Source organism: Streptomyces sp. NPDC058619 (genome assembly GCF_042717785.1).
Lineage (GTDB): Bacteria > Actinomycetota > Actinomycetes > Streptomycetales > Streptomycetaceae > Streptomyces.
The window spans coordinates 143,706-156,098 of the sequence record NZ_JBHXQN010000007.1 but is presented as its reverse complement, the minus strand read 5'-3'; the positions used below and the strand labels follow the sequence as shown (position 1 = coordinate 156,098).

12 protein-coding genes are annotated in these 12,393 nt (G+C 72.0%); 1 reads left to right on the top strand and 11 read right to left on the bottom strand.

The window, feature by feature from the left end:
* Positions 1-28 precede the first annotated feature (28 nt).
* The 11 genes from ACFWTC_RS10025 to ACFWTC_RS09975 all read right to left on the bottom strand — a co-directional run bounded on the left by ACFWTC_RS10025 (position 29) and on the right by ACFWTC_RS09975 (position 11,234).
* Complete coding sequence (locus ACFWTC_RS10025; protein WP_383919038.1) at positions 29-1,180, bottom strand: ABC transporter substrate-binding protein; 1,152 nt, start codon at positions 1,178-1,180, stop codon at positions 29-31.
* Positions 1,181-1,395: 215 nt separating this feature from the next.
* Entirely contained in the window at positions 1,396-2,736 is a 1,341-nt protein-coding gene (locus ACFWTC_RS10020; RefSeq protein ID WP_383919035.1) for a sulfate adenylyltransferase subunit 1, read from the bottom strand.
* 2 nt (positions 2,737-2,738) lie between these two features.
* Positions 2,739-3,680: a sulfate adenylyltransferase subunit CysD gene (gene cysD, locus ACFWTC_RS10015; protein ID WP_383919033.1), complete on the bottom strand. Its 942-nt coding sequence runs from the start codon at positions 3,678-3,680 to the stop codon at positions 2,739-2,741.
* Positions 3,677-4,222, bottom strand: a complete 546-nt coding sequence (gene cysC, locus ACFWTC_RS10010; RefSeq protein ID WP_384026639.1) for an adenylyl-sulfate kinase — start codon at positions 4,220-4,222, stop codon at positions 3,677-3,679. Before cysC ends, cysD begins: the two co-directional genes overlap by 4 nt.
* Positions 4,223-4,266: 44 nt before the next feature.
* Complete coding sequence (locus tag ACFWTC_RS10005) at positions 4,267-4,968, bottom strand: phosphoadenylyl-sulfate reductase (protein WP_383919028.1); 702 nt, start codon at positions 4,966-4,968, stop codon at positions 4,267-4,269.
* Positions 4,965-5,144, bottom strand: coding sequence for a hypothetical protein (locus ACFWTC_RS10000; protein WP_267720116.1), 180 nt, complete (start codon positions 5,142-5,144; stop codon positions 4,965-4,967). The genes ACFWTC_RS10005 and ACFWTC_RS10000 overlap by 4 nt, the downstream gene beginning before the upstream one ends.
* Positions 5,141-6,850: a nitrite/sulfite reductase gene (locus ACFWTC_RS09995; protein ID WP_383919025.1), complete on the bottom strand. Its 1,710-nt coding sequence runs from the start codon at positions 6,848-6,850 to the stop codon at positions 5,141-5,143. The genes ACFWTC_RS10000 and ACFWTC_RS09995 overlap by 4 nt, the downstream gene beginning before the upstream one ends.
* Positions 6,851-7,070: 220 nt before the next feature.
* On the bottom strand, positions 7,071-7,154 hold the full coding sequence (locus tag ACFWTC_RS09990) for a putative leader peptide (RefSeq protein WP_312847410.1): 84 nt from the start codon (positions 7,152-7,154) through the stop codon (positions 7,071-7,073).
* Between the two features lie 205 nt (positions 7,155-7,359).
* Positions 7,360-7,923 carry a GNAT family N-acetyltransferase gene (locus ACFWTC_RS09985; RefSeq protein ID WP_383919022.1) on the bottom strand — a complete coding sequence of 188 codons (564 nt, stop codon included), beginning with the start codon at positions 7,921-7,923 and terminating at the stop codon, positions 7,360-7,362.
* 5 nt (positions 7,924-7,928) lie between these two features.
* Positions 7,929-9,191 carry a GAF domain-containing protein gene (locus ACFWTC_RS09980; RefSeq protein WP_384026676.1) on the bottom strand — a complete coding sequence of 421 codons (1,263 nt, stop codon included), beginning with the start codon at positions 9,189-9,191 and terminating at the stop codon, positions 7,929-7,931.
* Between the two features lie 399 nt (positions 9,192-9,590).
* Positions 9,591-11,234 (bottom strand): acyl-CoA dehydrogenase family protein, encoded by a 1,644-nt coding sequence (locus ACFWTC_RS09975; RefSeq protein ID WP_383919019.1) that lies wholly within the window; start codon positions 11,232-11,234, stop codon positions 9,591-9,593.
* A gap of 17 nt (positions 11,235-11,251) precedes the next feature.
* Here ACFWTC_RS09975 and ACFWTC_RS09970 point away from each other — a divergent pair, with 17 nt between their 5' ends.
* The gene (locus ACFWTC_RS09970; RefSeq protein ID WP_383919016.1) at positions 11,252-12,367 is read left to right on the top strand and encodes a YihY/virulence factor BrkB family protein; all 1,116 of its coding nucleotides are present in this window, start codon (positions 11,252-11,254) and stop codon (positions 12,365-12,367) included.
* Positions 12,368-12,393: the final 26 nt, after the last annotated feature.

The window sequence follows — 12,393 nt, the reverse complement described above, 5'->3', positions numbered from 1 at the left end:
CACCTCCTGGGGTTGCTGGACTGCGGGGTTACTTGGCGCCGAGACCGGCGTCGGAGACCTCGGGCTTGCCGGCGGCCTTCAGGACCTTGTTCAGGAGCGTCAGGTCGTAGATGCCGGCCAGGTCGGGCTGCTCGATGAGCTTGGCCTTGACCGCCCACTCGGACTGCGTCTTCAGCGTCGACGCCAGCGGGTCGTCGGTGATCGCGATGCTCGGCCAGGCCGGGTCGATGACCTTGGCGTCCAGCGGCTTGCCGCCCTCGGCGGCCAGCTTGGCGTTGGCGGAGGCCTTCGCCTTGTCCGGGTTGGCGTTGATCCACTCGTTGGTCTTCACCGTGCCCTTGAGTACGGCCTCGACCACGTCCGGGTGCTCCTTGAGGAACTTCTGCGACACGATGATGTTCGTGATCACGAACTTCTTGTCGGGCCACAGGGCGGTCTCGTCGAGGAGAACGGTGCCTCCGTCCGAGACCAGCTTGGAGGCCGTGGGCTCCGGGACCCAGGCGCCGTCGATCGAGCCCTGCTTGAAGGCGTCCGGGGTGACCTTGTTGTCCGTGCGGACGACGGAGACGTCGCCCTTGCCGGACTCGGGGTCGACCGTCCAGCCCTTCTCGGAGATCCAGTTGAGGAACGCGACGTCCTGCGTGTTCCCCTTCTGCGGGGTGGCGATCTTCTTGCCCTTGAGGTCGTCCAGGGTCTTGATCTTGTCCGGGTTCACGACGAGCTTGACGCCGCCCGAGGCCGAGCCGGAGATGATCCGCAGGTTGGAGCCCTTGGACTTCACGTAGCCGTTGATCGAAGGGGAGGGGCCGATGAAGCCGATGTCGAGAGAGCCGCCGTTGAGGGCCTCGATCTCGGACGGGCCGGCGTTGAAGGACTGCGGCTTGATCGTCGTGCCGTTCAGTTCCTTCTGGATCAGGCCCTCCTGGAGGCCGACCAGAGCGGTGGCGTGCGTCAGGTTCGGGAAGTACCCGATGCGGACCTCGGAGGCGGAGAGCTTCTTGCCGGCGTCGGCCACGTTGGCGGCCTTGTCCTTCGGCTCGTCCTTCTTGGCGTCGGAGCCGTAGCCGCAGGAGGCCAGCGCACCGATCAGGAGCGGGAGGGCGGCAGCGGCGGCGATGCCGCGGCGCAGCCCGGTCCTACGGGAAAGCGGAGTACGGGTGGTGGTACCGGTGGCAGGCACGGGAGGTATTCCTCTCGGAGCGCCGTCTGGTCACGGCGCACGTCTTCGTCTGTGGAGCGCGGGCGGGTACAGCTCGTGGGGGGTGTGGGCGCGCATGCGGTGCGCGTACGTCATCGCGCACATCGCGCCACCCCTCCCTGGCCGCTGCCGAGGGAGCCGCTGCCCACGCGGCCGCCCTCCTTGGCGAAGGTCGAGTAGATGTCGGACAGCATGGGTTAGAAGTCCCACCCTTCCTCGTCTGCCTGGACGGTCGTCTCGGCCTGGGAGGCGAAGGACTCGCCCGCCATGCCGGCCGCCAGGGTCGTACCGTCGGCCGGGTCGATCAGGAGGAAGGACCCGGTGCGGCGCGAGTCGGCGTACGCGTCGAGCGCGAGCGGCTCGGCGGTTCGGACGACGACGCGGCCGATGTCGTTGGCCACCAGCTGCCCGGGATTCGGGTGCTGGGACAGGTCGTCCAGGGTCAGCCGCGAGGGGATCTCCTTGACGATCGCCTTGACCGTGCGCGTCGTGTGCTTGATCAGCACCCGGGCGCCGACGGCCAGCGGCTGGTCCGCCACGTGGCAGACCGTCGCCTCGACGTCCTGCGTGGTGGCCGGGGCGCTCGCGGACGGCGCGATCAGGTCGCCGCGCGAGATGTCGATGTCGTCCTTCAGGCGCAGCGTCACCGACTGCGGCGCCCAGGCGATGTCGACGCTCTCGCCGAGCGCGTCGATGCCCTCGATGGTGCTGGTGCGGCCCGACGGCAGGACCGTGACGGCCTCGCCGACGCGCAGCACGCCGGAGGCGATCTGGCCCGCGTAGCCGCGGTAGTCCGGGTGCTCCGCGGACTGCGGGCGGATCACGTACTGGACCGGGAAGCGCGCGGGGCACGCGGTCAGGTCGTGGCTGACCGGGACGGTCTCCAGGTGCTCCAGCACCGTGGGGCCGCCGTACCAGTCCATGTTCGCGGACGGCTCGACCACGTTGTCCCCGGCCAGCGCCGAGATCGGGATCGCGGTGATCTCCGGGACCCCCAGGTCGGAGGCGTACGCGGTGAACTCCTCGGCGATCGTGGCGAAGACCGACTCGGCGTAGTCCACCAGGTCCATCTTGTTGACGGCCAGGACCACGTGCGGGACGCGCAGCAGGGCCGCGACGGCCGCGTGCCGGCGGGTCTGCTCGATCACGCCGTTGCGGGCGTCGACCAGGACCACGGCCAGGTCGGCGGTGGAGGCGCCGGTGACCATGTTCCGGGTGTACTGCACGTGCCCGGGGGTGTCCGCGAGGATGAACCGGCGCCGCGCGGTGGCGAAGTAGCGGTACGCGACGTCGATGGTGATGCCCTGCTCCCGCTCGGCCCGCAGGCCGTCGGTGAGCAGCGCGAGGTCGGGGGCCTCCTGGCCGCGCTGGGCGGAGACCGCCTCGACGGCCTCCATCTGGTCGGTCAGGACCGACTTCGAGTCGTGCAGCAGGCGGCCCACCAGGGTGGACTTGCCGTCGTCGACGGAACCGGCGGTCGCGAAGCGCAGCAGTGTGGTGGCCGACACGTCGGCGAACTGCTCGGTGGTGCTGGTCATGTCTAGAAGTACCCTTCGCGCTTGCGGTCTTCCATCGCGGCCTCGGACATCTTGTCGTCGGCGCGGGTCGCGCCGCGCTCGGTGAGGCGGGAGACGGCGATCTCGGCGATCACGGCGTCCAGCGTGGCGGCGTCGGAGTCGACGGCGCCGGTGCAGGACATGTCCCCGACGGTGCGGTAGCGGATGAGGCGCGTCTCGGGCGTCTCGCCCTCCTTCGCACCGCCCCACTCGCCGGCGGTCAGCCACATGCCGGCCCGCTGGAACACCTCGCGCTCGTGGGCGAAGTAGATCTCCGGAAGCTCGATGCCCTCGCGGGCGATGTACTGCCACACGTCCAGCTCGGTCCAGTTGGAGAGCGGGAAGACGCGCACGTGCTCGCCCGGGGCGTGGCGGCCGTTGTACAGCTGCCACAGTTCGGGGCGCTGGCGGCGCGGGTCCCACTGGGAGAACTCGTCGCGCAGGGAGAAGACGCGCTCCTTGGCGCGGGCCTTCTCCTCGTCGCGGCGGCCGCCGCCGAAGACCGCGTCGAACCTGAGCTGCTGGATCGCCTCCGTCAGCGGCAGGGTCTGCAGCGGGTTGCGGGTGCCGTCGGGGCGCTCGCGCAGCTTGCCCGCGTCGATGTAGTCCTGGACGGACGCCACGTGCAGGCGCAGGCCGTGCTTCTCGACCGTGCGGTCGCGGTACTCCAGCACCTCGGGGAAGTTGTGACCCGTGTCGACGTGCAGCAGCGTGAAGGGGACCGGTGCCGGCGCGAACGCCTTCAGCGCCAGGTGCAGCATGACGATGGAGTCCTTGCCGCCGGAGAAGAGGACCACCGGCTTCTCGAACTCGCCCGCCACCTCGCGGAAGATGTGCACGGCTTCGGACTCGAGCGCGTCCAGGTGCGACAGCGCGTACGGGGCGTCGGAGCCGGAATCGGTGTGCGGGTGTGCGGCCGTGGTCATGCCAGACCCCTCTCGGTGAGCAGCGCGTGCAGGGCCGAGGCCGAGTCCTGCACGGACTGCGTGTGCGACTCGATACGGAGGTCCGGGGACTCGGGGGCCTCGTACGGGTCGTCGACCCCGGTCAGACCGGAGATCTCGCCCGCCGCCTGCTTGGCGTACAGGCCCTTCACGTCACGCTCCGAGCAGACCTCGACCGGGGTGGCCACGTGGACCTCCAGGTACGGGGTGCCCTCGGCGGCGTGCCGCTTGCGGACGGCCTCGCGGCTGTCCGCGAACGGTGCGATCACGGGCACGAGCGCCGTGACGCCGTTGCTCGCGAGGAGTTCGGCGACGAAGCCGATCCGCTGCACGTTCGTGTGCCGGTCCTCCCGGCTGAAGCCGAGGCCGGCGGAGAGGAACTCGCGGATCTCGTCCCCGTCGAGCACCTCCACGCGGCGGCCGCCGGCGCGCAGCCGTTCGGCCAGCGCGTAGGCGATCGTGGTCTTGCCCGCGCTCGGCAGCCCGGTCAGCCACACGGTGGCGCCCTGGTCGCTCACGCTCATCTGGTTCTTCTCCGTCGGTTCCGTACGAGTGGGGGGTGTCGTCATCAGCCGTGCAGTCCGCACTCGGTCTTGCCCAGGCCGGCCCAGCGGCCGGACCGCGCGTCCTCGCCCTCCGCCACCCGGCGGGTGCAGGGGGCGCAGCCGACGGAGGCGTAACCGTCCGTCAGCAGCGGGTTGGTGAGCACGCCGTGCTCGGCGACGTAGGCGTCCACGTCGTCCTGCGTCCAGCGGGCGATGGGCGAGACCTTGACCTTGCGGCGCTTCTCGTCCCAGCCGACCACCGGGGTGTTCGCCCGGGTCGGGGACTCGTCGCGGCGCAGGCCCGTCGCCCAGGCGTCGTACGCGGTCAGGCCCTCTTCCAGCGGCTTGACCTTGCGCAGGGCGCAGCACAGGTCGGGGTCGCGGTCGTGCAGCTTCGGGCCGTGCTCGGCGTCCTGCTCGGCGACGGTGCGGCGCGGGGAGAGCGTGATGACGTTGACGTCCATCACGGCCTCGACCGCGTCCCGGGTGCCGATGGTCTCCTCGAAGTGGTAGCCGGTGTCGAGGAACACCACGTCCACGCCGGGGAAGGCGCGGGACGCCAGGTGGGCGACGACCGCGTCCTCCATGGAGGAGGTCACGGCGAACTTACCGCCGAAGGTCTCGGCCGCCCAGGTGAGGATCTCCAGCGCGGAGGCGTCCTCCAGGTCCCGGCCCGCCCGCTCGGCCAGGACCCTCAGGTCCTCGGTCTCCTGAACCGTCGTCATATCTCGTCCCCTCCAGTGCCGTTGGCCTGAACGCCCCGGGACAGCAGCCCGAGGTACTTCAGCTGGAAGGCCCGGTTGCAGGCCCTGCATTCCCAGGCGCCGTGACCCGTCTCGTTGGGGAACAGGTCCTCGTCGCCGCAGTACGGGCAGTAGAACGGTGCGGCGCGCTCGCTCATGACAGGGCCTCGTCGCTCGCGCGGGTGACCCAGGCGGCGAAGCGCTCGCCGTCCTCGCGCTGCTCCTGGAAGCGCGTGACGATCCGCTCCACGTAGTCGGGCAGGCCGGCCGAGGTGACCTTGAGCCCGCGGACCTTGCGGCCGAACCCGGCCTCCAGGCCGAGGGCGCCGCCCAGGTGGACCTGGTAGCCCTCCACCTGGTTGCCGTCGTCGTCCAGCACCAGCTGGCCCTTGAGACCGATGTCCGCCACCTGGATACGGGCGCAGGCGTTCGGGCAGCCGTTGATGTTGATCGTCAGCGGGTCGGAGAACTCCGGCAGGCGGCGCTCCAGTTCGTCGATCAGCGAGGCGCCGCGCGCCTTCGTCTCTACGATGGCCAGCTTGCAGAACTCGATGCCGGTGCAGGCCATGGTGCCGCGGCGGAACGGGGAGGGCTTGACCCGCAGGTCCAGCGCCTCCAGGGCCGCGACCACCGAGTCGACCCGGTCCGCCTCGATGTCGAGGACGATCATCTTCTGCTCGGCCGTGGTGCGCAGGCGGCCGGAGCCGTGCTGCGCGGCGACGTCCGCGATCTTGGTGAGGGTGGCGCCGTCCACGCGGCCCACGCGGGGCGCGAAGCCCACGTAGAAGCGGCCGTCCTGCTGCTGGTGGACGCCGACGTGGTCGCGCCACTGGCCGGAGGGCTGCTCGGGGGCGGGCCCGTCCGTCAGCTTCCGCTTGAGGTACTCGTCCTCCAGGACCTGGCGGAACTTGGCCGGACCCCAGTCGGCGACGAGGAACTTCAGCCGGGCGCGGGTGCGCAGCCGGCGGTAGCCGTAGTCGCGGAAGATCGAGATGACGCCCTCGTAGATGTCCGGGACCTCGTCGAGGGAGACCCAGGTGCCCAGGCGCACACCCAGCTTGGGGTTGGTGGAGAGGCCGCCGCCGACCCAGACGTCGAAGCCGGGGCCGTGCTCGGGGTGGTTCACGCCGACGAAGGCGATGTCGTTGATCTCGTGCGCCACGTCGAGCAGCGGCGAGCCGGAGATCGCGGACTTGAACTTGCGGGGCAGGTTGGAGAAGTCGGGGTTGCCGACGATGCGGCGGTAGATCTCGTCGATGGCGGGGGTGCCGTCGATGATCTCGTCCTGCGCGATGCCGGCGACGGGCGAACCGAGGATGACGCGGGGCGTGTCACCGCAGGCCTCGGTGGTGGAGAGGCCGACGGCCTCCAGGCGGCGCCAGATCTCCGGGACGTCCTCGATCCGGATCCAGTGGTACTGGACGTTCTGGCGGTCGGTGAGGTCGGCGGTGCCGCGCGCGAACTCCTCGGAGATCTCGCCGATGACGCGCAGCTGCTCGGTGGTCAGCCGGCCGCCGTCGATGCGCACGCGCAGCATGAAGTACTTGTCGTCCAGCTCCTCCGGCTCCAGGATCGCGGTCTTGCCCCCGTCGATCCCGGGCTTGCGCTGGGTGTACAGCCCCCACCAGCGCATGCGGCCGCGCAGGTCGTTGGGGTCGATCGAGTCGAAGCCCGCCTTGGAGTAGATCGTCTCGATGCGTGTCCGCACGTTGAGACCGTCGTCGTCCTTCTTGAACTGCTCGTTGCCGTTGAGGGGCGTGTGGTGTCCGACGGCCCACTGGCCCTCACCGCGGTGACGGCCGGTCTTGCGGCGCGCGGCCGCTGCGGGAGCGGCGGCTGCGGGCGTTTCGGGGGTGGCGGCCATGGCGGTACGTCCTTCTTCGGCAGCTCAAGGCGGGGGCAGGGGGAGGGCGGCGCGCGCCCCTGTCACGTCGGCGTCGCTGAGTGGGTGCGGCTGGTACCCGCGCCCGTGCCGGGGTGGCCGGCGGGCAGGGCGGTATGCGGCCTTCAGGGGACTGCGGTGATCGACGCTTCCGCGGCGGCGGTGCCGGGTGTGCGGCGATGTGCGGCGGTGGCTGGTTCCGTCAGCGCGCCGGACAGATGGCGCTGGACATGCGGCCGAGGTCGACGTGCCGCCGACTCACCAAGGCAATTCCAGCTCCATTCATGACGGAAGCGTGTCATGTGGCGATTGGACGAGTCCACTACTGTCCACGATATGGACGAAGTCGTCTCGTATCGCGGGATGGCGTGATCGGGGTCACTCCCCGCGCCCCTTCCGGTTTCCACCGAGCCCCTCACGGGCGCGCCCCGGAGCCCGGAAACGAATCCGCGGGGCGCCGGGCGGGCGACCGGGAGCCACCCGCGCGGAGGCTACGCGCCGGGCCACGGCCCGGGGGTCTCGGACTCCTCCTTCAGTTCCGTTTCCGTCGCGAACAGCTTGAAGCCGCGCCGCTGGTAGTTGGCCATCGCCGTGGGGCCGTCCTGGCTGCACGTGTGGACCCACACGCGCCGCGTCGCCTCCCGGTCCGGCCAGCGGGACGCCAGGTCCCAGGCCCGCGCGACGCCCAGCGACAGCAGGTGCCCGCCGATGCGGCGGCCGCGGAACTCCGGGAGCAGCCCGAAGTACATGATCTCCACCACGCCGTCGTCCTGCGGGTCGAGCTCGACGTAGCCCGCCGGCGTGCCGCGGTCGTACGCCACCCACGTCTCCACTCCCGGCCGGGCCAGCTGCTCCACCCACTGCGCGCGGGTCAGGGCCAGCCGGTCCGTCCAGTGGATGTCGCCGCCCACCGAGGCGTAGAGGAAGCGGCTGAACTCGGGGGAGGGGACTTCGGACCGGACGACGGTGACCTCCGGCCCCGGGGCAGCCGCGGGGACCAGGTCCCCGGGCGAGGTCATTTCCAGGGACCAGGTGGTGAGGGTGACGGTGCTCATGCAGGTCAGGGAATCACGCCGGGCCCGGTACGGACCAAGCGGGCCCGGATCACCGCCGGGGCGGTGGAGTGGGCCAGCAGCGCCGCCGGGTCGTCGGGGCGGACCACCTCCACTTCCACATCCTCGGCGAAGCGGTACGGCCGGTGGGTGAGGACGCCCGCGAGGCGGCGGCGCACCCGCGACAGCTCCGCGCGGACCGTCACCGTGCGCGTCGGGTCCCCGAACAGCTCTCCCGCCAGCTCCGCCGCCGTCCGGCCCCGCGGGCACTGCGCCAGCAGGAACAGCAGCTCCGCGTGGCGCGGGCTCAGCTCCTGCGACCAGCTCCCCGCCGCCCCGCACACCGTCGCCGACCAGGCCCCCGGCCGGCTGAGGTCGAGGACGACCCGGGTCGCCGCCGCGGGCACCGGGCAATCCGCGATCCGCAGCAGCCAGCCGCCCGGCAGCGGCTCCACCGCGCACTCGCCGAGCTGCGGCACCCACACCCGGCCCGGCCCGAACGCCTTCGGCAGCGGCGCGCGGTCCGACGGGGCCAGGCCCGTCACCGCCGCCGTCCAGCCGTCGGGGTCCACGGCCAGCGCCCGCCCCGGCAGCCGGGCCAGCAGCGGCGCGGCCACCGCGCGCAGCCGCTCCAGGGACTCCAGGTGGCGCAGGCGCAGCTCCCGCTCCGCGAGCCGGGCCACCGAGCTCACCCACGCCAGCGTCGCCGGGTGCATGGTGGCCAGCGGCCCGCTGACGTCGACCACGCCCAGCAGCCGCCCGTCACGGGGATCCCGTACGGGCGCGCCCGCGCAGGTCCACTCGTGGTGGCTGGAGACGAAGTGCTCGGCCGAGAACACCTGGACGGGGCGCCGGGCCACCAGGGCCGTGCCCACCCCGTTCGTGCCGACCACGGCCTCGTCCCAGTCGGCCCCGACCGAGAAACCCAGCCGGTCCGCCTTGCGCAGGATCGAGGGGTGGCCCTCCCGCCACAGCAGCCGGCCGTCCGCGTCGGCGACGACCATGATGTGCAGGGCCCCGTCCAGCGCGGGCAGCAGCCCCTCCCGCAGCACGGGCAGGACCTCCCGCAGCCGCGAGGCCCGGCGCCGCTCCTCGGTCTCGGCGGCCGACAGCATCCGCGAGCGCGCGTCCCGGTCCGGGTGCACCCCGCCGGCCAGCATCCGGCGCCAGGACTCGGCGATCTCCGGCCGGGGCGCCGCCGGCAGCCGGTCGCCGGTGAGCACCGCCGCCCGCACCCCCTTGAGCAGGCGCGCGGCCTGCCGCGCGTCCATGGCCGAGATGCGCGCCACATCGACCGTGCTGCCTGCGGTGTCGGCCACCGGAACCTCCCCGTGCGAACAGGAGGTACGACGGAGCCGCCCGGGCGGTCCGCGGAGGCCGCGCCCCCCGGCCCCGGCGGGCGGCTGCCGACTCACAGGGTGCAACGTCATGCAACTCTCGCCAAGTCCCGGTCGCCCGGCCGAAACTGTCCGCACGCCGCCGAGCGGCGTGACAGCTCCTCCTCGGGGCTTCTCGGGTCAGGGGCGGTGCCGAGTCGGCGCGGCGCCGCCCCTGGTCTCGTCCGACGGGCCCGGATCCCGTGCTCGGAGCGGTGCGGGGACCTTGGGGGGTCCCCGCCCTCCCCCTCCCGTCTCCTGCGAGACAGCTAGTGCGCGTCTCCTGCGAGACGGCTAGTGCGCGATCCGCGCCCGTTCCACGACGGAGCCGAGGTCCAGGCTGTGCGGCAGTGTGCCGAAGGCCGCGCCCCAGTCACCGCCGAGCCGCGAGGCGCAGAACGCGTCGGCCACCTCCGGCGGGGCCCACCGCACCAGCAGCGAACCCTGGAGCACCAGCGCCATGCGCTCCACCACGCGGCGGGCCCGCGCCTCGATGCCGTCCAGGTCGGCGAGCTCGGTGAGCAGCCCCTTGATGGCCGAATCGAGCCGGTGGTCGGCGCCCCGGGCCAGGCCGACCTCGGTGAGGAACGCGTTCAGCGCGTGCGGCTCCCGCTGGAGGGCGCGCAGTACGTCCAGCGCCTGCACGTTGCCCGAGCCCTCCCAGATGGAGTTCAGCGGAGACTCCCGCAGCAGTCTCGGCATGCCGGACTCCTCGACGTAGCCGTTGCCGCCCAGACACTCCAGGGCCTCCGCCACCATCGGCGTACAGCGCTTGGTCACCCAGTACTTGGCCACGGGAACCGCGAGGCGCAGGAACGCCTTCTCCCGGTCCGTGCCCGCGTCGTACGCCGCGGCGAGGCGCAGGGTGAGGGTGGTGGCCGCCTCCGACTCCAGGGCGAGGTCCGCGAGCACGTTGCGCATCAGCGGCTGGTCGACGAGCACCGCTCCGAAAGCAGAGCGGTGCTCCGCGTGGTGCACGGCCTGCGTCAGCGCCTGCCGCATCAGCGACGCCGAGCCGATGACGCAGTCCAGCCGGGTCGCCGCGACCATCTCGATGATCGTCCGAACCCCCCGGCCCTCCTCGCCCACCCGCCGCGCCCAGGTCCCGTCGAACTCGACCTCGCTCGACGCGTTCGACCGGTTCCCCAGCTTCTCCTTCAGCCGCTGGATCGCGAAGACGTTGCGCGTGCCGTCCGGCAGCACCCGCGGCACCAGGAAGCAGGTCAGCCCTCCCGGCGCCTGCGCCAGTACCAGGAACCCGTCGCACATCGGCGCCGAGCAGAACCACTTGTGCCCGGTGAGGAGGTACTCCCCGGAGGCGTCCAGCGCCGCCGCCGACGTCGTGTTCGCCCGTACGTCGCTGCCCCCCTGCTTCTCCGTCATCCCCATGCCGAACAGCACGCCGGCCTTCTCCCCGGCCGGCCGCAGGCCCCGTTCGTACACGTGCGAGGTCAGCCGCGGCTCCCATTCGGCGGCCAGCTCCGGATCGGCCCGCAGCGCCGGCACGGCGGCGTGCGTCATCGACACCGGGCAGCCGTGCCCGGCCTCGGCCTGGGACCACACGAAGAATCCGGCCGCGCGGCGCAGGTGCCCCGCGGGGCGCCCCCAGGCGTCGGTGAGCCCGGAGGTCACGGCGTGCCCGAGCAGCCGGTGCCAGGCCGGGTGGAAGTCCACCTCGTCGATCCGGTTCCCGTACCGGTCGTGCGTGCGCAGTTCCGGCGGATGCGCGTTCGCCTGTTCACCCCACTCCTGGGCCTGCGCGGAGCCCGCGGCGCGCCCGAGCGTCGTGAGCTCCTCCCTTACGTCCCCCAGGAGTTCGGGGTCCGCGGAGGCGAGGTGCCGTTCCACTCCCTCCGTGAGGGCGCGATCGCCCCCGTAGACGTCGTGGCCCACCAGGGGCGGGGCCTGGTTGCTGACTGTGTGGGTGGTGGCTGCCATGCGGATACCGTAAGGACGTGCAGCCAGCAAAAGAAACACCCGAGCGGATCCCAGGACGGCTCCACCGGGCCCGCGCCCTCTACCGCAACGTCTCCAAGCGGAAGATGGCCTGGTTGCTGCTGAAGGACACCGTCAACTCGTGCATCGAGTACCGCATCCTCGGACTCGCGGCCGAGGCGGCCTTCTTCACCCTGCTCTCGCTGCCCCCGCTTTTCCTCGGCCTGCTCGGCCTCCTCGGCTACGTGGACGGCTGGACGGACACCGAGTCCGTCCAGAGCATCGAGGAGAACATCCTGCGGGCCGTCGGCACGGTGCTCTCCGACCGCGGCGTCAACGACATCGCCAGGCCCATGCTGGACGACGTCACCAGCCGGGGCCGGCCCGACCTGATCTCGCTCGGCTTCGCCTTCGCGCTGTGGTCGGGCTCCCGCGCCGTCAACGTCTTCATCGACACCATCACCGTGATGTACGGGCTCGACGGCCACCGCGGGATCGTCAAGACCCGGCTGCTGGCCTTCCTGCTGTACATCATCGCCCTGCTGATCGGCGCGATCGTGCTGCCGCTGATGGCCGTCGGGCCCGACGCGGTGGTCCGGCTGCTGCCGTGGAGCACCGAGGTGATCGCGGTGCTCTACTGGCCGACGGTCACCCTGCTGTCCATCGCCTTCCTGACCACGCTCTACCACGTGTCCGTCCCGGTGCGCTCGCCGTGGATCGAGGACGTGCCGGGCGCGCTGGTGGCCCTCGCCATGTGGGTGCTGGGCTCGTTCCTGCTGCGGATCTACCTCACCAACACCGTGGAGGGACCGACGATCTACGGATCGCTGGCCGCGCCGGTCGCCATCCTGCTGTGGATCGGCATCTCGGCCTTCGCGGTGCTCGTCGGCGCCGCCGTCAACGCCGCCATCGACCGCGTCTGGCCGTCCGTGGCCACGGCCGCGGCCCGCGAGGCGAACGAACGCGTCCGCGAGGCGGAGGCGGCGCAGCTGATCGCGCGGGCCGCCGCCTGGCGGGCGATGGCGGAGGGCGAGTCGGAGGACGACGAGGACGCCGGGATGCCGTCGGAGTTCCCCGAGCGGTGGTCGAAGTTCCTCCCGCCGGAGGACTACACCTCGCGGATCCGCAAGCACTGACCGGCGGGCCCCGCCGGCCACCCCCT

What these genes read in the sequence shown, in the direction of transcription:
- ACFWTC_RS10000 (WP_267720116.1), bottom strand. Translation starts at nt 5,144, where the DNA reads ATGAGCGAGCGCGCCGCACCGTTCTACTGCCCGTACTGCGGCGACGAG.
- ACFWTC_RS09985 (WP_383919022.1), bottom strand. Translation starts at nt 7,923, where the DNA reads ATGAGCACCGTCACCCTCACCACCTGGTCCCTGGAAATGACCTCGCCC.
- cysC (WP_384026639.1), bottom strand. Translation starts at nt 4,222, where the DNA reads ATGAGCGTGAGCGACCAGGGCGCCACCGTGTGGCTGACCGGGCTGCCG.
- ACFWTC_RS09980 (WP_384026676.1), bottom strand. Translation starts at nt 9,191, where the DNA reads ATGGACGCGCGGCAGGCCGCGCGCCTGCTCAAGGGGGTGCGGGCGGCG.
- ACFWTC_RS09975 (WP_383919019.1), bottom strand. Translation starts at nt 11,234, where the DNA reads ATGGCAGCCACCACCCACACAGTCAGCAACCAGGCCCCGCCCCTGGTG.
- ACFWTC_RS10020 (WP_383919035.1), bottom strand. Translation starts at nt 2,736, where the DNA reads ATGACCAGCACCACCGAGCAGTTCGCCGACGTGTCGGCCACCACACTG.
- ACFWTC_RS09990 (WP_312847410.1), bottom strand. Translation starts at nt 7,154, where the DNA reads ATGAATGGAGCTGGAATTGCCTTGGTGAGTCGGCGGCACGTCGACCTC.
- ACFWTC_RS10005 (WP_383919028.1), bottom strand. Translation starts at nt 4,968, where the DNA reads ATGACGACGGTTCAGGAGACCGAGGACCTGAGGGTCCTGGCCGAGCGG.
- cysD (WP_383919033.1), bottom strand. Translation starts at nt 3,680, where the DNA reads ATGACCACGGCCGCACACCCGCACACCGATTCCGGCTCCGACGCCCCG.
- ACFWTC_RS09995 (WP_383919025.1), bottom strand. Translation starts at nt 6,850, where the DNA reads ATGGCCGCCACCCCCGAAACGCCCGCAGCCGCCGCTCCCGCAGCGGCC.